The organism is Micromonospora inyonensis (assembly GCF_900091415.1).
Classification (GTDB): Bacteria; Actinomycetota; Actinomycetes; order Mycobacteriales; family Micromonosporaceae; genus Micromonospora; species Micromonospora inyonensis.
Map to the genome: position 1 here is coordinate 2,440,373 of NZ_FMHU01000002.1, position 21,692 is coordinate 2,462,064.

Here is a 21,692-nt window from a genome sequence, read left to right on the forward strand (position 1 = left end):
CACCGCACGACGAAACGGTCAGGACCCCCGGGACCGGGAGACGGTGACCACCAGCCGCTCGGCGACCTCCCGCAACGGGATGGAGAGTGCCGAGGCGGCGCTGCGCAGCACCTGGAGCGCCTCCGGCGCGGGACAGCCCCGCTGGGTCATGATGACACCGATGGCCTGCCCGACCACACCCTCCTGGAGAAGAGTTTCGTCGATCTGTTCGACCAGCGCCGTCCGACGTGCCCGGCCCCGCACCCCGGCCAGCAACAGTCCGGCGTGCTCGGCCAGCAGCATGGCGGTGAGCTGACGTCGCGCGGTCAGGGCGTCCGGCGTGTCGGCGTACAGGTTGATCACGCCGATGACGTGGTCGTCGACGTCCACCGGCGCGGCGAGCACCCCCCGGACGCCGAGGGCCCGGGCCCGCGCCGTCCAGGCCGGCCAGCGCTCCTCCGTCGCGAGGTCGGCGGAGAGGACCATCTCCCGGCGGTGGACGGCGCTCATCGCCGGGGAGTCGGGGCCGTGCCCCAGGTCGTCCAGTTCGGCCAGGCGCGGGTCCGAGGCGGCCACACCGGCCGGTTCGCCGGCCCGCAGCGCGGTGAACCCGCACCAGGTGACCCCGGGCACCGCGTCCCGGGCGACGGTGACCAGCCGGGTCAGCGCCTCGTCGAAGTCGGTGGTGTCGAGCAGGACCGAGGTCAGCTCGCGGAGCAGTGCCGCGGTCTCCAGCACACCCAGGGTCTCCGGGACCGGTTCGGACGTCTCCGGGTTCACCGCGACCGGTTTGTGCGTCTCCAGGTTCACCGGGGCGAAGCCTCCGTCGTCGCCGCGTCGGACACGGCTCCCCGCACCGTCAAGATCCCCATGTTCCCCGTCTCCCGCCGTTACGGACCCGCCCTACTACCCGAGGGATCGCACCCCGAAACGGGGTGGAGCGGGCCCCTCCCGCCCGTGTGCGCACGACGGGAGGGGCCTGGACGGTCAGCGGGAACCGCTGCTCAGGCGCCGTCCCACCGAGGCGATCAACCGGTCCAGCTCGGAGCCGAACGGGTTGTCGTGGACGAGGTACGTCCAGGTGGCGCTGGGCCGGACGAGCTGGCCCGCGTCCGGCTCCCAGTCCTCGTCGAACTCGGTCTCGGTGAAGGTGGCGATGGTCCGCGCCTCGATCTCGGGGATCAGCGCGTTGAACGCCGGTACGGCCGCCCGGTGGAACTCGTCGAGCGGGTCCAGCCGGCCCAGCGCCCGCAGGTGCACACCCTCGCGGACCTCGGAGAGCTCGGCGAGGTGCTCCGCCCAGAGCCGGTCGGTGTGGTAGAGGGCGATCGACCGGGCGGCCCGGGTGAGCAGGTCCTCGTCCATCTCGCCGGCCTTCTCCGGTACCCGGTCCAGCAGCATCAGCGCGGCGACCTCAGTGGTGAGCAGCCGCTCGCGCCGCTCGGCGAGCGCCTTGCGCTGCTGCTCGATCACCACGCTGTACCGCCAGGTGTTGCGGTGGATCTCGTGGTTGACACCCTCGGCGACCCGCTGGGCGTGCTCCACCGCGTAGTCGACCTGGGGGTCGGTGACCAGGCCGTCGGCGTTCATCCGGGGCGACGGCGGGACGGCGTCACCGGCGTGCCGGACGACCAGGTCGTCCTCCAGGCTGACGAAGAAGACCGACCCGCCCGGGTCGCCCTGCCGACCGGCCCGGCCCCGGAGCTGGTCGTCGACCCGGCGGCTGTCGTGCCGGCCGCTGCCGATGACGTACAGGCCGCCCAGCTCGGCGACCCGTTCCCGGTCGGACTGGTCGCTGCCGCCGAGGCGGATGTCGACGCCCCGGCCAGCCATCTGGGTGGAGACGGTCACCGCGCCGTACGCGCCGGCCTCGGCGATGATCGCCGCCTCCTCGTCGTCGTTCTTGGCGTTGAGCACCACGCACGGCACCCCGGCCGCGTTGAGCCCGGCGGCGAGCTGCTCGGACTCCTTGACGTCGAGGGTGCCGACCAGCACCGGCCGACCCGCCTCGTGGCAGCGCGTGATCTCGTCGATCAGCGCCTCCTCCTTCTCCGCGCGGGTCGCGTAGATCCGGTCCGGCTCGTCCTCGCGCACGCACGGGGTGTTCGAGGGGATCACCGCGACCTCGAGGGAGAAGAACTCGCGGAGCTGGTCGCCGACGAGCACGGCGGTGGCGGTCATCCCGCAGACCCTCGGGTAGAGCCCGACGAACGCCTGCACGGTGACGGTGCCGAGCACCTCGCCCTCGGCCGTGGCGTCCAGTCCCTCCTTCGCCTCCACCGCGGCCTGGAGCCCGTCGGGCCAGCGGCGGCGCTGGGCGACCCGGCCGCGCATCTCGTCGATCAGCTCGACCGTGCCGTCACGGACGATGTAGTCGACGTCCCGGTGCAGCAACGCGTGCGCGTGCAGCGCCACGTTCACCGCGGAGAGCTGGGCGACGTTCTCCTCGGCGTACAGGTCGATCCCGCCCATCCGGGCCTCCACCGCGGCCAGGCCGGCGCTGGTGAAGGCGGCGCTGCGGCCGTCCTCGGCGACCGTGTAGTGCTTGCCCCGGCGCAGGCCGCGCACGATCGCGGCAGCCGCGTGCACCGGGTCCTGCTCGCCCGGCACGGCACCGGCGAGCACCATCGGCACCCGGGCCTCGTCGATCAGGATCGAGTCGGCCTCGTCCACGATCGCGGTCCGCAGCGGCGGCTGCACCCGGTCCTCCACGTCGGTGACCAACTGGTCGCGCAGGTAGTCGAAGCCGGCCTCGCTGACCGAGACGTAGGTGACGTCCCGGGCGTAGGCCTCCCGCCGCTCCTCGGGCGTGGACGCCTCGTTCACCCAGCCGACGGTGAGCCCGAGCAGGGTGTAGACGGGCTCCATCCACTGCGCGTCCCGGCGGGCCAGGTAGTCGTTGACGGTGAGCACGTGCACCGGGCCGTTGCCGAGCCGGACGTGGCCGTACGCGGCGACGGTCGCGGTGAGCGTCTTGCCCTCACCCGTGGCCATCTCGGCGACCTTGCCGGACAGCAGCGCCATCGCACCGAGCAGCTGCACGTCGTACGGGCGCTGGTCGAGCCCCCGGCGGGCCGCCTCACGGCCGAGCGCGCAGATCTCGACGTACCCCGAGGCCGCCTGCGCGGCCTCGGTCAGCTCGCCGTCGTCGAGCGCGGCGAGCTCCTCCTCCCGCGCCTCGATCTGCGGCAGCAGCTTCTCCAGCGGAGCCAGCTCGACCGTGCTGCCCGGACGCTGGAGGAAGCGCCGGAACCTGCTCTTCAACCGTTGCGACACACCCATGAGCGGCAACGGTACGCGACCCGCCCCCGCTCGTGCGGCCCGGCCGCCGCGCCCGGCCCCGGTGTGTCGCCGCACCGACGGCGGGACCGGACATCGACGCTGGTCGGCGCGGTCCGCTCAGCTCACCAGGAGCTGGTGGGCGGCCAACTCCCGGTAGAGCGGGCTGCTGCCGGTCAGCTCGTCGTGGGTGCCGACGGCGACCACCCGGCCGCCCTCCAGGACCACGATCTGGTCGGCGTCGACCACCGTCGAGAGCCGGTGCGCCACGATCAGCAGGGTACGCCGGACGGCGACCGCGTCGATGGCCCGACGGAGCGCCGCCTCGTTGCGGGCGTCGAGGTTGCTGGTCGGCTCGTCGAGCAGCAGCACCGGTGGCCCGGCCAGCAGGGCCCGGGCGATGGCCAGCCGTTGCCGCTCCCCGCCGGAGAGAAGCACGCCGCCCTCCCCCACCTGCACGTCCAGTCCCTGCGCCGTCCGGGTCACCAGGTGCCCGAGGTTGACCTCGTCGAGGACCGCCAGCAGCCGCTCGTCGGTGGCGTCCGCGGCGGTGAGCAGCAGGTTCGCCCGCAGCGTGCCGGCGATCACCGGGGCCTCCTGCTCGACGTAGCCGAGCCGGGACCGCAGCGCGTCGCGGGGCAGGTCACGCACGTCCACCCCGTCCAGCCGCAGCGTGCCGGTGCTGACCTCGTAGAAGCGTTCGACCAGCGCCAGCAGGGTGGACTTGCCGGCACCGGAGGGACCGACCAGGGCGGTCCGGGTCCCGGCGGGGACGGCGAAGCTGACCTCGTGCAGCACCGGCGCTGCGCCAGCGGGGTAGCCGAAGCCGACCCGGTCGAACTCGATCGCCGCCGCAACCGGCCGCGAGCCGTCGGTCACCACCGGCCGCGAGCCGCCGGTCACCACCGGCCGGGACCCGTCGGTCACCACCGGCCGGGACCCGTCGGTCACCACCGGCCGGGACCCGTCGGTCACCACCGGCCGGGACCCGTCAGCGGCAACCGGACGGCCCGCCCCGCCGGCGGTCGGGCGCCGATCCCCGTCGAGGTCCGGGGCGGGCCCACCGGCGACGGCCGGACCCGCCCCCGACACCCCCCGGCGGTGCGCGTCGGTGGCTCCCTCCGCCGGTACGGCGAGGATCTCCTCGATCCGCTGGAGCGCACCGAGACCGGTCTGGAGCTGGGTGAACGCGCTGAGCGCCTGGCCCAAGGGCAGGACCAGGAAGAAGAGGAACATGATGAAGGCGACCAGGTCGCCGACGCTGAGCGCACCGGCGGCCACCCGGGCCCCGCCGACCCCGAGCACCAGCAGGAACGCCCCCTGGACCGTGATCGAGCCGGCCGGGCCGACCACCGCCTGCACCCGGGCGACCCGCAGCCCCGCCGCGTACGCCTGCTCGGCGCTGGCCACGACGGTGGTGGTCTCCCGATCCTCGGCCCGACTGGCCCGGATGGTCCGGGCCGCGGAGATGGCGCGTTCGACCGCGGAGGTCATCTCGCCGATGCGCTCCTGGGCGGCGCGGGACAGGTCCCGCACCCGCCGGGCCACGGTGAGGGCGAAGCCGAGTCCGAGCGCCACCCCGGCGAGGGTCACCCCGAACAGCAGCGGGTCCAGCAGGACCATCGCGACGGCCGCGCCAGCCACGGTGACCACCCCGGTCACCAGCTCGAACAGCCCCGAGGTGACCACCGCCCGCAGCAGGGTGGTGTCCGAGCCGACCCGGGAGAGCAGGTCACCGGTACGGCGCTGGTCGTACTCGGCGATCGGCAGTCGCAGCAGGTGACCGGCGAGCCGGCGCCGGGTGGTGAGCACCAGCCCCTCGGCGGTGCGTTGCAGCAGGTAGTCGCGGAAACCGTAGAGGACGGCCCCGACCACGAGCGCGGCGACGAGCACACCGACCAGCGGACCCACCGGCCGGGACGCGGAGACCGCGTCGAGCAGCGCCCGGGTGAGCAGCGGCTGGGCGAGCGCTGATCCGGCTCCGAGCAGCGACAGCACCCCCACTACGACGAGGGTCCCCCGGTGGGTGCGCAGATAGGGCAGGAGGGCGGCGAGTCCGATGCGCGGGGCGGCTCCGGTGGTCACCCGACCACGGTAGCCGCCCTCCACATCCGACCGCGCCGCCCCACCGCCCGCTCCCCGCCACCGCCCGCCACCGCCCGCGCCCGGCCGCCGCCGCCGGCCTGCCGGCTGGGTGGTTGCAGGGGTCCCCTCCTCGTCAAAAAGCGGTAGGAAGGGGCCCCTGCAACCACCTCAGCCGCGGCAGCGGCGGCCGGGCAGCGGCGGGCGGGCGGACGGTGGGCGGGGTGTGGGGGTGCTCAGCAGGTGAGCACGACCTGGAGTTCCTGGCGGCGTCGCTCGGCCAGGTCGGTCAAAAGGGTCGGGGCCTCCTCGAACGGGACCGTCGCCGAGACCAGGTGCTTGCGGATCAGGTCGCCCTGCGCCCGCAGCAGGTCGATTGTCTCGGCGGAGAGCCGCTCCCGGTCCCAGGTCGGGGCGAGCCCGCGCGGCACCCGGCCGATCTGGGCGCAGCGCAACGAGAGCCCGTTGTGGTGGAACTCCTCGCCGAGTCGGACCTCGTCCGCCCCGGCCTGGTAGAAGGCCAGGTCGACGACCGTGCCCTGGGGGCGCAGCAGGCGCAGGGCGAGGTGCAGCGCCCAGGCCTGTCCCCGGCACTGGAACACCACGTCGGCACCCCGGTCCCCCGGGCCGTGCGCCCAGCGGGTCTTGAGCACGACCGCCGGGTCGTCGGCGTCCGGGTCGAGGGTCTCCAGGCCGAGCGCCTCGGCGACCCGCCGGCGCTGCGGCGTCGGGTCGAGCACCACCACCGAGGCGGCGCCGCCCCGCTGGGCGAACAGGGCGGTGAGCAGGGCCACCACTCCGCTACCGACCACCGCGACCCGTCGTCCGGCCACTCCGTCGCCGAGCGACCGTACGTCGGTGCCGTGCAGGTCGGCGGCGGCGTGCAGCAGGCCGTTGGCGCAGATCGGGCCCATGTGGGCGACGTAGACGCCGAGCATCGGGTCGAGGTCGTCGGGGAGCGGGACGAACCGCTCGGCGACCGGGTCGGCGACGTACCCGGTGCGGTGGCCGTAGGTCATCGCACCGACCGCCCCGACCTCGACCGCCGGGGTGGCGCTCTCCACGACCCGGCCGACCTGCATGTAACCCAGGCGCCGCACCGGGTACGGCGTGCTCGCCCCGCCGGGCTGGAACAGGCCGAGGTCGGCGTTCCAGGTGACGTGCAGGTAGGGGTTGGTGCCCTTGACGTAGCTCAGCTCGGTGCCGGCCGAGACGCCACTGTAGAGCGTCTCGACCCGGAAGGTGCCGTCCCGCAGTTCCTCGGCGTCCTGCTCGACCAGCTCGACCCGCCCGGGGCCGTCGACCACCACGATCGTGTCACGCACCGACGGTCACCCCCATCCGGTCCGGCGTGGGCAGGGCCACCGGCCGCCCGGTGCGCGCGCTCTCCGCGACCGCGCAGGCGAGCCGCTGGGTGCCGAGCGCCTCGGCGTACGGGACACGGACGTCGTCCCCGACGCCCCGGACCGCGTCGACGAAGGCCCGGTCGACGGCGACCCGGGCCCCGTCGGGATCGGCCTCGAACCGGCGTTCCCCGTCGGCGTCGCACACCACCAGGCCGTCCTCGGCCAGCGTCAGGGCCAGCCCGTCGGCGAGGATCTCCAGTCCGGCCCGGTGCTTCCAGCCGAGCACGCAGGCGGCGGTGAGGGTGCCGACCGCACCGTCGGCGAAGCGTGCCGCCGCGACGGTGACCGAGTCGATGTCCGCCCCGTCGACCGGGGGCGGCGTGCCGTTGCCGTACGCGGTGACCTCGGTGATCTCACCGACCAGGACCCGGATCAGGTCGAGCACGTGTGCCGCCTGCTCGACGACCGGCCCGCCGGAGCGGTCCCGCCGCGACCACCAGGCCACCGGCGGCACCTTGTCCAGCCAGCTGCCGCTGACCATCCGCACCGGGCGGTCGGCGAGCAGTTCGCGGGCCTGGTCCACCACGTGCAGATAGCGCCAGTGGTGGCCGACCGCGGTGAGCAGGCCGCGCTCGGCGACGCGCTCGGCGATCCGCTCGGCGGTGTCCAGGTCGACCGCCACCGGCTTCTCGACGAACATCGGCACCCCGGCGTCGATCACCGCCTCCTCCACCGGCCCGTGGGCGAACGGCGGCACGCAGACGTACACCGCGTCGCACCCCGCGGCGAGCAGTTCCCCGACGTCGGCGAAGACCTGACCACCGTACCGACCGGCGAGGTCGCTCGCCGCCTCGTGGGCGACGTCGGTCACCCCGACCAGCTCGACGTCCTCGAAGCCGCTGAGCACCCGGGCGTGTCGCTGTGCGACCCCGCCCGCACCCACCAGTCCCACCCGACATCCGACCATGCGAACCCTCCCGACACGTGTCCGTGCCGCAGGGACTGCCCTGGTGGTCAGTGGTACAAACGTTCACCCGGGGGAAATCGGGGTGGTTGGGTCCTGAACGAGATCATTGCGGGAATGCGGTTAGCCGGCGGTGGTGATTGGGAAAACTCCTCGCCACGTCCCGCGCACGACCGGAGCGGACGGCGTCGACTGATGGGGGTTTGCCCGTGCGGGATACGGAAGCGGTGGTGTCACCGGTGGTCGAGGCGTGGGCCACGTACCGGACCACCTCGGCGCAGGAGTGGACGGCACAGCGACTCGTCCGCGCGAAGGGGGACTGCAGGGTCAGCGTGGTGCTGCCGGCACGTAACGAGGAGGCGACGGTCGGCGCGATCGTGTCGACCATCCGGGAACACCTGGTCGACCGGGTGCCGCTGGTCGACGAGTTGATCGTGGTGGACTCCCGGTCCACCGACCGGACCGCGCGGGTGGCCCGCGCCGCCGGCGCGGAGGTGGTCAGCCAGGACGAGATGACCCGGTCGCTGCCCCGGCTGACCGGCAAGGGGGACGCGCTCTGGGCGGGGCTGGCCGCCGCGCGGGGGGACGTGGTGGCGTTCGTCGACGCCGACCTGCGGGAGTTCCGTCCGCACTTCGTGACCGGGCTGCTGGGGCCGCTGCTCACCGATCCCGGCATCGACTTCGTCAAGGGCTTCTACCACCGACCGCTGGTCGGCCAGGCGAGCATCGAGCCGGACGGGGGCGGCCGGGTCACCGAGTTGATGGCCCGTCCGCTGCTCAACCTGTTCTGGCCCGAGCTGGCCGGCTTCGTGCAGCCGCTGGCCGGGGAGTACGCCGGACGTCGGGACGTGCTGTCCCGGGTGCCGTTCGTCTCCGGCTACGGCGTGGAGACGGCCATGCTGATCGACCTGCTGGACATGGTCGGCCTGGACGCGTTGGCCCAGGTCGACCTGGGTGAGCGCAAGCACCGCCACCAGGACACCGCCGCCCTCGGGCGGATGTCGGCGCAGATCATGCTCACGGTCTGGTCCCGGCTGCAACGCCGCGGCTGGGCCAGCCCGGACGTCCGACCGGCCGAGCTGCTCACCCAGTTCCGACGGGGCGGCTCGGACGCCCTGCCGAACCTCGACCGCGAAATCGTGGTCAACGACGTCTCGATCGAGGAGCGACCGCCCCTGGCGGAGCTGCGCCACCTCGTCCCCCGTCGCCGCGTGGCCGCGGCGTGACCGCCGGCCGACCCGGCGCCCAGGAGAGGAACCCCGCATGAGCCTGACCGTCCTGATGAACGCCGGCCCCTGGCTGTCCGTGCCGCCGCCCGGATACGGCGGGATCGAGAACGTGATCGCCACGCTCGTGCCGGAGCTGCGCCGGCTCGGCGTACGGGTGGTCCTCGCCTCGGTGGGCACCAGCACCCTGCCGGTCGACGAACGGGTCTCGGTCTTCCCCGACGGGCAGTTCTCCGCGCTGCAACGCCCGTACAACCAGGTGTGCGGGGTGGCCCAGGCGCACCTCGCCGGGGTGGCCCGCGAGCTGCACTCCCGCGACGACATCGACCTGGTGCACGACCACGTGGAGGCGGTCGGGCTGGCCACTCTGGCCGCGATGGGCCCCGACGCCCCACCGGCGCTACACACCCTGCACTGGGACCTGGCCAAGCATCCGGCGCTCTACGGTCACCTCGACGGCGGGAACCGGGTCCGGGTCAACGGCGTCTCCGCCTCGCAGCTGGCCCGGGCTCCGCAGGCGCTGCGCGACCACTCGGTGGGGCACGTGCACCTGGCGACCCCGCTGGCGGTCGACGCCCACCGCCGGCCCCGTCCACCGAAGGGTCGTCACGTGGTCGTGCTGGGCCGGATCAACCCGGGCAAGGGGCAGGACGTCGCCGCCCGGCTGGCCCACCGGTGCCGGTTCCCGCTGGTGCTGGCCGGCCCGGTGGGGCCGTACCACCGGCCGGAGGACCTGGCGGCGGCGGGCGACGAGGCCCGGCAGAACCCGGACGTGCGGTTCTTCCTCGACGAGGTGGCCCCGCACGTCGACGGCGACCGGGTGCGCTGGGTGGGCACCGTGGCCGGTCAGGACCGTGACGACCTGGTGGCCTCCGCCCGCGTCACCCTCTTCCCGCTGCGGTGGGAGGAGCCGGGTGGCACGGCCGTGGTGGAGTCGTTGGCGCTCGGCACCCCGGTGGTCGCCACCACGCGGGGCTGCCTGCCGGAACTCATCGACCACGGACGCACCGGATTGCTGACCGACGACGAGGAGCAGCTCGGCGAGCTGGTGCTCGCGGCCGGTCGGATCGACCCGGCCCAGTGCCGACGGGAGGCCGCCACCCGGTTCACCCCGGCGGTGATGGCACAGCGGTACGTCGAGTTGTACGAGCGGGTCCGGCAGCTCGCCCCGGCCCGGTTGCAGCCGGTCTGATCCCGGCGCCGCCGACGACGGTCACGACGGGCACCCCCGGCCAGGCGTTTCGACGTGCTGGCCGGGGGTACTTGTCGATCAACCGAGCAACAGCCCCCAGGTACGTACGGAGCGAGGCCCATGTCGAGGCGGATCACCTTCCAGGTGCGCGAGAACTCGCCCGTGACCGAGGTCCGGCTCGCCGGCACCCTGGACGTGCAGACCATGCGGCCCGTGCACGCCGTGCTGAACCGGTGTCTCACCGCCCAACCCGACGCGCTCGTCGTCGACCTGGCCGAACTGACCGTCTGCGACCCCCTGGCGCTCGCCGTCTTCGCTGCCGCCGCCCGTCAGGCCGCGGACTGGCCGGCGGTGCCGATGGTGCTCTGCGCCCCGCCGCCGGAGGCGGCGACCTGGCTCGCCGAGTCCACCGCCTGCCGGGTGCTGCCGGTCTGCCGGGACCGCGCCGAGGCCAGCCGGAAGGTCGACGCGACCGCCGCGCCCCGGCTGCGGGCCCGGCTCCAGCCGGTCGCGGACGCCTGCCGTCGGGCCCGGGAACTGGCCCGGGACGCCTGCGGACGGTGGAACCTGCCGGAGCTGGTCGGTCCGACCACGGTGGTGCTCAGCGAACTGGTGGGCAACGTGGTCCGGCACGCCGGCACCCCGATGCAGGTCACGCTGACGCTGCGCCGGCCGTACCTGCACGTCGCGGTGGTGGACGGTAGCCGGGCCGCCGCCCGTCCCGCCGATCCGGACCACTGCGCCGAGGGCGGGCGCGGGCTGCTGCTGGTCCGGGAGCTGACCCAGCGCTGGGGCAGTTCGCCGGCCGGGGACGGCAAGGTGGTCTGGGCGATGCTTCCCGCCGTGTAGCCTTACGCCCAATTTTTCCCTTCCTGCCTGGTTTCATAGGGAGAGTGACGGGTAGCCACGCCCGTCCAATCCGGCATGCGGGCGGGGTGAGAAACGGCATGACGACATCGACCACCACGGGGCCGGGTCGGGACCGGGGACCGGCGATCCTCGCGCCGGCCCGGTTCGGCGGTTATCCCGGGCCCGTCCGACCGACGGTGCCGGGCGGGAAGCTGACCCGGTTCCTCGCCACCACCGACCACAAGCAGATCGGGCTGCTGTACCTGCTCACCTCGTTCGGCTTCTTCCTGGTCGCCGGGGTCCAGGCCATGCTGATCCGGGGCGAACTGGCCCGGCCGGGAATGCAGTTCCTCGCCCCCGAGCAGTACAACCAGCTCTTCACCTCGCACGGCACGATCATGCTGCTGCTCTTCGCCACCCCGGCCGCGTTCGGGTTCGGCAACTACCTGGTGCCGATCCAGATCGGCGCGCCGGACGTGTCGTTCCCCCGGCTGAACGCGCTGGCCTACTGGCTCTACCTGCTGGGCGGGCTGATGGTCCTCGGCGGCTTCTTCAACCCCGGCGGATCGGCCGACTTCGGCTGGACGGCGTACACGCCGTTGAGCCGGGTCGAGCACTCCCCCGGGGTCGGCGCGAACCTGTGGGTGATCGGCCTGGTGATCTCCGGCCTGGGCACCATCCTCGGCGCGGTCAACCTGGTCACCACCGTGCTCACCCTGCGCGCCCCGGGCATGACCATGTTCCGGATGCCGATCTTCACATGGAACATGCTGCTCACCAGCGTCCTGGTGATCATGGTCTTCCCGCTGCTGGCCGCCGCGCTGCTCGCGCTCGCCGCGGACCGGTTGCTCGACGCGCACGTGTTCGACCCGGACACCGGTGGCCCGCTGCTCTGGCAGCACGTGTTCTGGTTCTTCGGCCACCCCGAGGTGTACATCATCGCGCTGCCGTTCTTCGGCATCATCACCGAGATCATCCCGGTCTTCGCCCGCAAGCCGATCTTCGGCTACAAGGGACTGGTCGGCGCGACCATCGCGATCACCGTCCTGTCGATGACCGTCTGGGCGCACCACATGTTCGGCACGGGTCAGGTGCTGCTGGCGTTCTTCAGCATCCTGAGCTACCTGATCGCGGTGCCCACGGGAGTGAAGTTCTTCAACTGGATCGGCACCATGTGGAAGGGTCAGCTCACCTTCGAGACGCCGATGCTGTTCGCGGTCGGGTTCCTGGTGACGTTCCTGCTCGGCGGGCTGACCGGGGTGCTGGTGGCCTCCCCGCCGGCCGACTTCCACCTCACCGACACCTACTTCGTGGTGGCCCACTTCCACTACGTGCTGTTCGGCACGGTGGTCTTCGCGCTCTTCGGTGGCTTCTACTTCTGGTGGCCGAAGATGACCGGGCGCCTGATGGACGAGCGACTGGGCAAGGCGCACTTCTGGACGATGTTCGTCGGCTTCCACGGCACGTTCCTGGTGCAGCACTGGCTCGGCGCCGAGGGCATGCCCCGCCGGTACGCCGACTACCTGCCCACCGACGGCTTCACCGTCCTGAACACGGTGTCGACGATCTTCTCCTTCGTCCTCGGCGCCTCCACCCTGTTCTTCGTCTGGAACGCCTGGAAGTCCTGGCGGTACGGGGCGATGGTGACCGTCGACGACCCGTGGGGCTTCGGCAACTCGCTGGAGTGGGCCACCACCTGCCCGCCCCCGCTGCGCAACTTCGACCGGATGCCCCGGATCCGCTCCGAACGTCCCGCCTTCGACGCCAAGTACGGCCCGCTCGTGGCCGACCTCGGCCGTGACCTGCCGCAGCGCTCCACCCGCCCACCCCAGACGTTCGGCGAGGAGATGCACCACGAACGGCACGTGCCGGAGTCGCCGAGCGCCGCGGGTGCGCACGGGGCGCGGGAGGCGGCTGCCTACCACCCGGCACCGCAGTCCGGTGCCCGGCCGGTGGACGTGCCGGACCCGGACGAGGTGCTCCGCCCGAGCTTCGAGGAGACCGGTGAGCCGGAGAACCCGTTCGGCTCGGAACGGGGACCGGACAACAACGACCGCTGGCAGCACCCGCACGGACCGGGCGACCACCCACCGGAGCGCTGACGGGTCGGTGGCGCGGGGCCCTCAGCGGCGCGGGACGGTGGGCGCGAGACCGGCGGCGGTGAGCGAGCGCCGCACGGCCGGCTGCGCCCCGGTCAGCCGCAGCGGCACCCCGCTGCGCTCGGCGGCGTCCCGGCCGGCCATCAACGCGGCGACCCCGCCGGCGTCGACGCCCCCCGCACGGTCCAGCTCCACCACCACCTCACGGGGCTGGCCGGTCAACGCTCCCAGTACGGCTCGACGCAACTGGTCCGCGCCGTCCCGGTCCACCTCGCCGCCGACCTCCACCACCACCCGGTCACCGGCGTGCCGCACCGCGATGCGGGTCCGCCCGCTCTCCGCCTCCGCGCCGTTCTGCCACGGCGGTGGGGCGTCGGCGAGCATCGCCTGACGCAGCCAGGTCAGCGCCCGGGACAGCAGGCGGGAGACGTGCATCTGGGAGATGCCGAACCGCGCCGCGATCTCGGCCTGGGTCTGGTTGCCGTAGAAGCGCATGGCCAGGATCCGCCGCTCCCGCCAGGGCAGCCGGTGCAGCAGGCCGCTGACCGTGACCCGGTCGTCGACCGACTCCAGCGCGTTGTCCGACTCCCCCACCAGGTCGCCGAACTCGGCCGAGCTCTCACCGCCGACCGGCGCGTTGAGCGAGGCGGGGCTGTACCCGGCCGCCGACTCGAGGGCGGCGAGGATCTCCTCCTGCGGCGTCTCCAGCCGCTCGGCCAGCTCCGCCACCGTCGGCGCGCGGGACAGTTCGCTGGTCAGCGCGGAGGTGGCCTGACCGACCTCGAGGATCAGGTCGCGCAGCCGTCGGGGCACGTGCACCCCCCAGGTCCGGTCCCGGAAGTGCCGCTTGATCTCTCCCACGATGGTGATCGCCGCGTACGCGGTGAACGAACCGCGCTCCGGGTCGTACCGGTCGACGGCGTTCACCAGCCCCAGCCGGGCGACCTGCTCCAGGTCCTCCAGCGGCTCCCCCCGTCCCCGGTACCGCCGGGCCAGCCGGCCGGCGAACGGCAGGGCGAACCGGACCAGGTCGTCCCGGGCCTCCTGCCGCCGTTCGGGCGGGAGCCCCTCGATACGTGCCGCGTAGGCCAGCGCCGCCGCGTCGAGGTCCTCCAGTCCCCGATCGGTCGGTGACGGGGTGGTTGTGGTGGGCTGTCCGAACATCCGCGCCTCCCTCGGAAGATCCCCGCCCCGCCCGCACGACGGTCACGGGCGCGACGAGGCGCCCGCACCGGGTGCGGGAAGGACGGAAGGTGGGGAATGCCGACGAGCGACAACAGCATGCCGCGCGGCCGGTGCCGGCCGGGCCGTCGCAGCCAGCGGTGTTCCCGCTCTGTAGGTACTCAACCACGGCACCACGGGGTCACGAGGATGTTTCGTCAGGCTGGCCCGGCCGGGTCCGGGTCAGCGGGGCGACCGGCACCGGCGGGCGTGGCACACGTGGCCCCGGGAGACCGGCGGGACGCGGGAGACGGGCGGGAGCCGGCGCTCCGTCAGCCCACCAGCAGGCCCTGGGCGGTGCCGTTGGCGCGCAACGCGGCCAGCGCCGCGTCCACCGCCAGTGGCGGCGGGACCGGAAGGTCGTACGGCTGGTTGCGGAGCACCTCGGTGGCCCGGCGGGTGGGCACCGAGGTGACCGGGTAGCCGCGCGCGGCGGTGCGGTCCAGCGCCCGCCGACGGCGGCCGAACGCGGCGACCGCGAGCCACTGCGGCAAGCCGGCCCACGCCGGTGAGGGCACGCCCGGCGGCTCCGGCAGGACGTCCACCGAGGTGAACGGCTCGCTGCCGGCAAGCCACCACTCGGCGGCGGAGACGCCACGCCGGGCCGCGTTCTCGCACCAGTACGGCACCAGCCCGGCCCGGACCACCTGCCACGGGTCGAGCAGCCGGCCGCACTCCACCACCAGCCGGTCACCGGTCTTGCCGGCGGAGCGCAGCCAGCCCCGGTACAGGTCGGCGGTCGCCGCGCTGAGCACCTCGGGCTGCGGGAACACCACCCGGTGCAGCGGATGGCCCCGGCGTCCGGTCCATTCCCGGGCACCGAGTTCGAATCCGGCCTCGACGCCGTTCTCGGCCAGGGCGCGGGCGGATGACACGTCCGGCGGATCCCAGTGGGAACAGTCACCCCCCGCGGAGCGGATCACCTGCCGCAGCGCCGGGCTGTCCGCGTGGAAGTCGACCGGGTCGAGGCCGCTTGCCGGGCAGCCCACCTGGAAGCTGTGCCCGCCGCCGTCGTCGCGGACCGGCCAGGTGCGGGCGTCCCGCAGCAGCAGCACGGGCGCGTCCGGTTCGAGCCGGGCGGCCAGGAACCGGGCGTACGCGCACGGCAGGCGCTGCCAGCGCACCGCGAGCGTCACCGTCTCCCCGGCCAGCGCGCCCCGGCTGGCCGGGCAGTGGACCTGGCGGACGTGGACGTCGGCGTTGCCGCGCTGCAACCGACCGGCCAGGTTCGCCCCGTGCTCCCGGGCCGCGCGCGGGTGGTCCACCGCGCCGTCGGTCCAGCGTACGGTCATCTCGAAGCCGGCGGGCAGCCACGGCACGCCCAGCGCGACCGCGAGGTGCACCGCCGCGCCGTGTGCCGAGCCGAGCACCGCGCCCGGGTACCGGCGCCGGGGGTACTGGTCGACGAACCAGCGGGCGACCCGCTCGGCGTCCACCTCGGCGGCCTGATCCACCGACAGCGCCACCCGGCCGACGGTCCGTGCCACGGCCGCCCGGCGCACCGCTTCCGGCGCGCCGGGGAACCGCGCCAGCGTGGGTGGGTGACTGAGGTCGGCGCAGTCCACCCCGCGCAGCGCCCGGGCGGCGGCCGCCACCAGGACCCGGGCGGTGCTGCCGCTCGTCACCACCCGCTCACCGGCGGGACCGGCGCCGTCGGCCGTGATCCCGGTCCGCGTTCCGCGTCCCGGCCCGACCGTCCCTCGTTCGCTCACCACGCGGCCCGGCTTCCCGTCCGGATGGGGTTCAAACGGGGCCTCCACCACCGGGCGGGACGAATCAACGGGTGCTGGTCCTTTGCGGGTCGGCCGCCCCGCAACGGGTGCCCCGCACCCGCCGTCCCGGCTGGTCCCCGGCGGGGGTTTCGGTCCATCCCGCCGGGGCATCCTGCGTCCCATGTCGCAGGACGAGCAGCCCACCACGGCGGGCACCACCATCACCGCCTACCCGGACGGACCGTTGCTGGTGCGGGGTGATTTCGTCCTGCTCACCCCGGAGGGACACCCCATCGAGACGCGACGGGGGACGGTGGCGCTGTGCCGGTGCGGACGGTCGGCGTCGAAGCCGTTCTGCGACGGCACCCACAAGGTGGTCGGCTTCCGCACCGGATGACCGGCGGGGGCACCGGCTGGCGTCGGAGACCTCGCCCACGACGGTCCACCCCGACCGAGGGCGGACGACGAGCGGCCCGGCGTCGGTCAGGCCGCCACGGGCAGCGACCCGACCGACGTCGCGCGCAGCGAACTGCGTCCGGCCGCCCAGCTCGTCAACAGGTGGGTGGCGAAGATCCGGTCCACGGCCAGGCAGGCCGCCGCGCCGAAGAGCACGTCGGCGGTGAGCGCCGGCTCGGCCCGGACCAGGCCGCCGCAGAGGTCGTACGCGGCGATCTGCTCGTGCACGGCGTCCGCCTCGACGTGTTCGTCGTAGAAGTCGGTGGCCACCTCGTCGAAGCCGAGCCGGCGCAGCCCGTTGCCGTACCGGCGGTTCGGCAGCGACGAGGTCATCTCGAAGGCGGCGAGGTGCCCCACCAGCGCCCCCCGCAGCCGACGGTGCAGGCCGAACAGGGAGATCACGTTGCTGGTCGCCAGGGTCACCGCGGGCACCGCGTCGAGGTGCGCGGCGTACCCGGTGTCCAGCCCGAGCCGGCCGAGGGTGCGGCGGAACAGTTCGGCGTGCATGCGGTCCGGCCGGCCGCCGCCGTACTCGTCCATCTGGATCTCCACCAGGGCGGCCTTGACCGCGCCACCCAGCCGGGGGATGGCCCAGGAGTGCGGGTCGGCCTCCTTGAGGTGGTAGATCGAGCGGTGCGTGACGAACTCCCGGAACTGCGCCAGGGTGGCCCGCCGGTGCAGGGCGGCGGCCAGCGACGGGCCGTCGTCGGCCCGGGCCAGCGCGGCCAGTGCCGCCGGCAGGTCGGCCGGTCGCACCGCCGGCAGCGGGCCGACCAGCTGGCGCAGCGCCGCCTCGAACCGTCGCTCGACGCGGGCCCGCAGGGCCAGCAGCGACGGCTGCCACTCCCACGCCTCGTCCACCCCGGTCCAGCCCCGGTAGTGCAGCTCGTAGCAGAGGAAGAGGGTCAGTTGCAGGTCCTCGTCGGTGAGCGGCTCCACCGGATCGCAGTCGAGGTGCGTCCGAAGGTCGTGCGGCGGCTCCCGCAACGCGGCGACGAGGGCGGCCGAGACCGGGCCGCGCGGTCGGGGCAGCGGCGCGGGCCCGTGTGCGCGCGCGGCCGGATCTGACATGGTGCCTCCCTCGTCGACTGCGCCGGTAGATGCCCCGGCCACCCCCGCCTAAACGGCCTGCCCGCCCCGGCGGGCCGCGTGCTCTCCGAGTCCCGGCCACGCATCGCGTGCGGAACCTTCCGCGAGGTGGCCGGTGGACCGGCAGCGGCGCGCCTCAGCCCCCACCGCGCCCCGGCGTGCCGGCGTCGGCGTAGCGCAGCACCGCGCCGACGCCGTCGGTCAGCTCCGGCGCCTCGTCCGGCCCCAGCACCGTCACCCGGGCGTCGGTGCCGACCAGGGCCCGTACCAGTGCCGCGTCGGCGCGTACCCGCTGGGGATGGTCGACGGCCATGGCGGTGAGCTGACCCGGGTCGGTGGCGATCTCGGTCGGTTCCGGGCCGATCCAGAGTTCGTCGGTGGAGGACGGGTCGTCGACGATCAGCATCGTGTCGACCTGGTTGCGTTGCAGCGCGCCGACCACCGCGTCCAGGCCCGCGCCGACGTCCTCCTGGACGCCGAACCGGTCCAGCGTCTCCTGGATGCGCCGGTCGGCCACCTCGGCGACGGCCTGCACCGTGACGTCCTCCATGGCCGCGAGATCCGCGCCACCGGCCCGCTTGCCGGCGTCGGTGCGGACCAGCCGGTCCTGCCACCGTGACGGCAGCTGGGCGGCGATCACCCCGGTGGCCCGGACGTCCCCGGCGAGGACCACCACCTCCGCGCCGACCCGTTCGGCCAGCGCGACCGTGGCCGCCGCCGCGTCGCCCGCGTTGTGGTGCCAGGCCTCGGTCGCCGCGCGCTGGTAGCGGGACTGGGACCAGCCGCCCGGCTGCACCCGTCGGAGTTGGTGACTTTCCCGACCCCGCACGTGGGCGCGCCGTGGCACCCCACCGGCGTCGACCGCCACGACGTCGGCACCGGTCCGGTCGGCCAGCACCCGCACCCAGGCGACCTCCTCGCCCCGCTGGGCGACCAGCGGCATGGTGTGGGGCAGCGGGCCGTACGCGGCCAGGTCCCGGAGCGGGGGCGCGGAGAGGTACTCGGTGAGCGCGACCCGGCCCCGGTTGGCGAAGAGGGCGAGTCCGTAGTCCCCGGGCAGCGGGGCGTGCCCCCGGACCATCCGGTCCAGTGCCGCGACGGTCTCCGGGTCCGCCCCCTGTTCGGTGAGGCGACCCGCCAGGGCCCGCCACCGCAGGTCCAGAGCGGGGCGTGCGTCCTGGGTGTCCCGGGAGGCGTCCAGGTAGACCGAACACCACGGCCCGGGACGTTCGTAGAGCGGGCGCAGGAAGGACAGCTCCATGCTCGACCCCTTTCCGGCTCGGCCCCGCGCTTACCCGTACCGGTCGCGTTGTCACCTCGCCCGTCGTACGGTGGCGGACGCGCCGTGAGCGCGTTCACTCATGTCGCTCAACCCACCCGACCGATACCATCGGTGCACAGAACAGAACTTTCGGTGGTGATGATGGACAGCGACCTCCAACGCCCGCGGATCCTCCGCCCGACCGGCAGGATCTTCACCGGGCGGGTGGTCCGCTTCATGGACGGCTACACCCGCGAGATGCGGGTGGGACAGCCGATCCTGGCGGCGGTGATGACCGCGGCCGCTCTGACCCAGGTGCTGACCCTGCTGGTGCGGACACTGCTCAGGACCGGCGCGGGCGGGCCCGCCCGGCGCAGCTTCAAGGAACTCAAGAAGGGGCCGGAGTTCCTGGTCACACCGACGCGCCTGCGCGACGCCGACGGTCAGCTCTTCGAGGTCGAACTGCACGGGCACCTGGCGCAGAGCGCGGTGCACCCCGGGGACCACGTCCAGCTCACCCTCCGCGACCAGGGCGACCCGGACCTGCCACCGCGGATCGAGCGGATCGTCAACATCACCACCACCCAGTGGCTGACTCCGCGTCCGCCGACGGTCTGGTCCCACCTCGGGCCGCCGCTGCTGCTCCAGGCGTTCGCCGGGGCGCTGGTGCTGGTGCTGGTACTGGCCTGGGCGATCACGATCTGAGCCGGACGGGTTTGCCTGCCCGCGCCCGCGGGCAGGCAACCGGAGCACGTTTCCCGGTTCACCCTGACCGCCGTACTCGAAGCGGGCCGGGGCCGGCGACGTGGTGGCGCTGATGCGGCACCTCGGGCACGAACGCTTCGCCGTGGTCGGGCACGACCGGGGTCAGCCCACCGGGGTCGGGGTACGGGTCGGCGCGACGGCCGGCGCGAGCCTGCCCCGGCGGTGGGCCCACCGCTCGAAGGCCAGCGTCGCGAACGGCGGAACCGCGCAGGCCAGGGCCACCAGCGTGATCCCCCAACCCCACCGCTGCTGGCGGGCGACCAGCAGCGCCAGCAGGCCGTACGCCATGAAGAGCGCGCCGTGGACTGGCCCGAAGATCTGCACGCCGATCTCGTTGCCGGGTGGCCCGTACTTGACCGCCATCCCGACCAGCAGGCCCAGCCAGGAGCACGCCTCGGCGATGGCCACCACCACGAACCACCGGGTCACCTTGTCGCGCACGTGCTCTCCCCTCTCGTGTCGGGCAATGTTAGGGGCCGCAGTGGGTACAACGAACCACGGGTGACCGGCGGCGCGAGCCGGATCACGTCGAACGACGGTGGACGGGAAAGGGACCTCCGACCTCTTCCCCGCGTCGCCGGCACGTGCGAGGTTGAAGACACCAGCGGTGACAGGGTGGTGACCCATGGGTGAGGACGTCGGGGTACGGAACTTCACGCGGGAGGACCGGGCCCGGTACCGGGAGAAGGTCCGTCGCTGTCTCGACGTCTTCGCCGAGATGCTCCGGGAGTCCCGGTTCGAGTCAGAGCGCCCGACGACCGGGCTGGAGATCGAGCTGAACCTGGTGGACGACCGGTCGATGCCGGCGATGCGCAACGCCGACGTGCTCGCCGCCATCGCCGACCCGAGCTTCCAGACCGAACTGGGCCAGTTCAACGTGGAGATCAACGTCCCGCCCCGACGGCTCGCCGGCAACGGCACCGCCGAGTTCGAGGAGACCGTCCGTGCCAGCCTGAACGCGGCGGAGGAGAAGGCCCGGACGGTCGGCGCGCACATGGTGATGATCGGGATCCTCCCGACGCTGCGGCCGGAGCACCTCACCGGCGAGGCCCTCTCGGCGAACCCCCGCTACCGGCTGCTCAACGAGCAGATCTTCGCCGCCCGGGGCGAGGACCTGCCGATCGCGATCAGCGGCGTGGAGCGGCTGGCGACCACCGCCGACACCATCACCCCGGAGGCCGCCTGCACCAGCACCCAGTTCCACCTCCAGGTCAGCCCGGCCCGGTTCGCCGACTACTGGAACGCCGCCCAGGCCGTCGCCGGGGTGCAGGTGGCCCTCGGGGCCAACGCGCCGCTGCTGTTCGGCCGGGAACTGTGGCGGGAGACCCGGATCCCGCTGTTCGAGCAGGCCACCGACACCCGGGCCGAGGAGATCAAGGCCCAGGGCGTACGCCCCCGCGTGTGGTTCGGGGAACGCTGGATCACCAGCGTCTTCGACCTGTTCGAGGAGAACGTGCGCTACTACCCCGCGCTGCTGCCGATCTGCGACCCGGAGGACCCGGCCGAGGCGCTCGCCGCCGGGGAGGTGCCCAAGCTGGCCGAGCTGCGGCTGCACAACGGCACCATCTACCGCTGGAACCGACCGGTCTACGACGTGTTCCGGGGCCGGCCCCACCTGCGGGTGGAGAACCGCGTCCTACCTGCCGGGCCGACCGTGCTGGACACCGTCGCCAACGGCGCGTTCTACTTCGGACTGGTCCGGGCGCTCGCCGAGTCGGACCGGCCGCTGTGGTCGCAGATGTCGTTCAGCGCGGCCGAGGAGAACTTCCAGAGCTGTGCCCGGCACGGCATCGACGCGCAGGTGTTCTGGCCGGGGCTGGGCTACCTTCCGGTCACCGAGCTGGTGCTGCGCCGGTTACTGCCCCTGGCCCACCACGGTCTGGACCTGTGGGGGCTGGAGCCGACGGAGCGGGACCGGCTGCTCGGCGTCATCGAGGGCCGCTGCCTGACCGGACGCAACGGCGCCACCTGGCAGGTGGCCACCCTGCACCGGTTCGAGGCCGAGGACCACGTGGACCGGCCGGAGGCGCTGCGCCGGATGCTCGGCCACTACGTCGACCTGATGCACAGCAACCGGCCCGTCCACGAGTGGCCACTGCCCTGAGCACGCCCGGAGCGGGGGTAGGCGACGAGAGACGGACGACCCGCAGGCCGCAGGGTGGACGACCGGGG

Annotated in this window: 17 protein-coding genes; 7 read left to right on the forward strand and 10 right to left on the reverse strand. The window is 73.7% G+C overall.

What is annotated here, in order from left to right:
* Positions 1-18: 18 nt before the first annotated feature.
* The 5 genes from GA0074694_RS25310 to GA0074694_RS25330 form a co-directional block, all read right to left on the reverse strand.
* The gene (locus GA0074694_RS25310; protein ID WP_091463963.1) at positions 19-759 is read right to left on the reverse strand and encodes a GAF and ANTAR domain-containing protein; all 741 of its coding nucleotides are present in this window, start codon (positions 757-759) and stop codon (positions 19-21) included.
* Positions 760-966: 207 nt separating this feature from the next.
* The gene (gene secA2 / locus GA0074694_RS25315; RefSeq protein WP_091462526.1) at positions 967-3,261 is read right to left on the reverse strand and encodes an accessory Sec system translocase SecA2; all 2,295 of its coding nucleotides are present in this window, start codon (positions 3,259-3,261) and stop codon (positions 967-969) included.
* Positions 3,262-3,378: 117 nt separating this feature from the next.
* Positions 3,379-5,343 (reverse strand): ABC transporter ATP-binding protein, encoded by a 1,965-nt coding sequence (locus GA0074694_RS33315; RefSeq protein ID WP_245714903.1) that lies wholly within the window; start codon positions 5,341-5,343, stop codon positions 3,379-3,381.
* A 233-nt stretch (positions 5,344-5,576) separates the two neighbouring features.
* Positions 5,577-6,665 carry a zinc-dependent alcohol dehydrogenase gene (locus GA0074694_RS25325; RefSeq protein ID WP_091462528.1) on the reverse strand — a complete coding sequence of 363 codons (1,089 nt, stop codon included), beginning with the start codon at positions 6,663-6,665 and terminating at the stop codon, positions 5,577-5,579.
* On the reverse strand, positions 6,658-7,653 hold the full coding sequence (locus GA0074694_RS25330) for a Gfo/Idh/MocA family protein (RefSeq protein WP_091462529.1): 996 nt from the start codon (positions 7,651-7,653) through the stop codon (positions 6,658-6,660). Before GA0074694_RS25330 ends, GA0074694_RS25325 begins: the two co-directional genes overlap by 8 nt.
* A gap of 206 nt (positions 7,654-7,859) precedes the next feature.
* Between GA0074694_RS25330 and GA0074694_RS25335 the strand changes: the two genes are divergently transcribed.
* The 4 genes from GA0074694_RS25335 (at position 7,860) to ctaD (ending at position 13,019) form a co-directional block, all read left to right on the forward strand.
* Positions 7,860-8,876 carry a glucosyl-3-phosphoglycerate synthase gene (locus tag GA0074694_RS25335; protein ID WP_091462530.1) on the forward strand — a complete coding sequence of 339 codons (1,017 nt, stop codon included), beginning with the start codon at positions 7,860-7,862 and terminating at the stop codon, positions 8,874-8,876.
* A gap of 37 nt (positions 8,877-8,913) precedes the next feature.
* Positions 8,914-10,068 (forward strand): glycosyltransferase, encoded by a 1,155-nt coding sequence (locus GA0074694_RS25340; protein ID WP_091462531.1) that lies wholly within the window; start codon positions 8,914-8,916, stop codon positions 10,066-10,068.
* A 120-nt stretch (positions 10,069-10,188) separates the two neighbouring features.
* On the forward strand, positions 10,189-10,917 hold the full coding sequence (locus GA0074694_RS25345; protein ID WP_091462532.1) for an ATP-binding protein: 729 nt from the start codon (positions 10,189-10,191) through the stop codon (positions 10,915-10,917).
* A gap of 98 nt (positions 10,918-11,015) precedes the next feature.
* The gene (gene ctaD, locus GA0074694_RS25350) at positions 11,016-13,019 is read left to right on the forward strand and encodes an aa3-type cytochrome oxidase subunit I (RefSeq protein WP_091462533.1); all 2,004 of its coding nucleotides are present in this window, start codon (positions 11,016-11,018) and stop codon (positions 13,017-13,019) included.
* Positions 13,020-13,040: 21 nt separating this feature from the next.
* Here ctaD and GA0074694_RS25355 read toward each other — a convergent pair whose 3' ends face one another.
* On the reverse strand, positions 13,041-14,180 hold the full coding sequence (locus tag GA0074694_RS25355) for a SigB/SigF/SigG family RNA polymerase sigma factor (protein WP_091462534.1): 1,140 nt from the start codon (positions 14,178-14,180) through the stop codon (positions 13,041-13,043).
* A gap of 329 nt (positions 14,181-14,509) precedes the next feature.
* Complete coding sequence (locus tag GA0074694_RS25360; RefSeq protein ID WP_091463967.1) at positions 14,510-15,901, reverse strand: hypothetical protein; 1,392 nt, start codon at positions 15,899-15,901, stop codon at positions 14,510-14,512.
* A gap of 229 nt (positions 15,902-16,130) precedes the next feature.
* Here GA0074694_RS25360 and GA0074694_RS25365 point away from each other — a divergent pair, with 229 nt between their 5' ends.
* The gene (locus tag GA0074694_RS25365) at positions 16,131-16,346 is read left to right on the forward strand and encodes a CDGSH iron-sulfur domain-containing protein (protein WP_091462535.1); all 216 of its coding nucleotides are present in this window, start codon (positions 16,131-16,133) and stop codon (positions 16,344-16,346) included.
* Between the two features lie 86 nt (positions 16,347-16,432).
* Here the strand turns inward: GA0074694_RS25365 and GA0074694_RS25370 are convergent, their stop codons facing one another.
* Complete coding sequence (locus GA0074694_RS25370; RefSeq protein WP_091462536.1) at positions 16,433-17,476, reverse strand: iron-containing redox enzyme family protein; 1,044 nt, start codon at positions 17,474-17,476, stop codon at positions 16,433-16,435.
* A gap of 154 nt (positions 17,477-17,630) precedes the next feature.
* Positions 17,631-18,755 carry a baeRF2 domain-containing protein gene (locus GA0074694_RS25375; protein ID WP_091462537.1) on the reverse strand — a complete coding sequence of 375 codons (1,125 nt, stop codon included), beginning with the start codon at positions 18,753-18,755 and terminating at the stop codon, positions 17,631-17,633.
* Positions 18,756-18,908: 153 nt separating this feature from the next.
* Between GA0074694_RS25375 and GA0074694_RS25380 the strand changes: the two genes are divergently transcribed.
* Positions 18,909-19,460, forward strand: a complete 552-nt coding sequence (locus GA0074694_RS25380; RefSeq protein ID WP_176738117.1) for a hypothetical protein — start codon at positions 18,909-18,911, stop codon at positions 19,458-19,460.
* Positions 19,461-19,622: 162 nt separating this feature from the next.
* Here GA0074694_RS25380 and GA0074694_RS33320 read toward each other — a convergent pair whose 3' ends face one another.
* Complete coding sequence (locus tag GA0074694_RS33320) at positions 19,623-19,961, reverse strand: DUF3817 domain-containing protein (protein WP_245714904.1); 339 nt, start codon at positions 19,959-19,961, stop codon at positions 19,623-19,625.
* A gap of 184 nt (positions 19,962-20,145) precedes the next feature.
* Here GA0074694_RS33320 and GA0074694_RS25390 point away from each other — a divergent pair, with 184 nt between their 5' ends.
* Entirely contained in the window at positions 20,146-21,624 is a 1,479-nt protein-coding gene (locus tag GA0074694_RS25390; protein WP_091462539.1) for a glutamate-cysteine ligase family protein, read from the forward strand.
* The last annotated feature ends 68 nt before the right edge of the window (positions 21,625-21,692 follow it).

Excerpts from the sequence above, each read along its gene's own strand:
- secA2 (WP_091462526.1), bottom strand. The coding sequence starts at position 3,261 with ATGGGTGTGTCGCAACGGTTGAAGAGCAGGTTCCGGCGCTTCCTCCAG.
- GA0074694_RS25330 (WP_091462529.1), bottom strand. The coding sequence starts at position 7,653 with ATGGTCGGATGTCGGGTGGGACTGGTGGGTGCGGGCGGGGTCGCACAG.
- GA0074694_RS25340 (WP_091462531.1), top strand. The coding sequence starts at position 8,914 with ATGAGCCTGACCGTCCTGATGAACGCCGGCCCCTGGCTGTCCGTGCCG.
- GA0074694_RS25345 (WP_091462532.1), top strand. The coding sequence starts at position 10,189 with ATGTCGAGGCGGATCACCTTCCAGGTGCGCGAGAACTCGCCCGTGACC.
- ctaD (WP_091462533.1), top strand. The coding sequence starts at position 11,016 with ATGACGACATCGACCACCACGGGGCCGGGTCGGGACCGGGGACCGGCG.
- GA0074694_RS25355 (WP_091462534.1), bottom strand. The coding sequence starts at position 14,180 with ATGTTCGGACAGCCCACCACAACCACCCCGTCACCGACCGATCGGGGA.
- GA0074694_RS25365 (WP_091462535.1), top strand. The coding sequence starts at position 16,131 with ATGTCGCAGGACGAGCAGCCCACCACGGCGGGCACCACCATCACCGCC.
- GA0074694_RS25370 (WP_091462536.1), bottom strand. The coding sequence starts at position 17,476 with ATGTCAGATCCGGCCGCGCGCGCACACGGGCCCGCGCCGCTGCCCCGA.
- GA0074694_RS25375 (WP_091462537.1), bottom strand. The coding sequence starts at position 18,755 with ATGGAGCTGTCCTTCCTGCGCCCGCTCTACGAACGTCCCGGGCCGTGG.
- GA0074694_RS25390 (WP_091462539.1), top strand. The coding sequence starts at position 20,146 with ATGGGTGAGGACGTCGGGGTACGGAACTTCACGCGGGAGGACCGGGCC.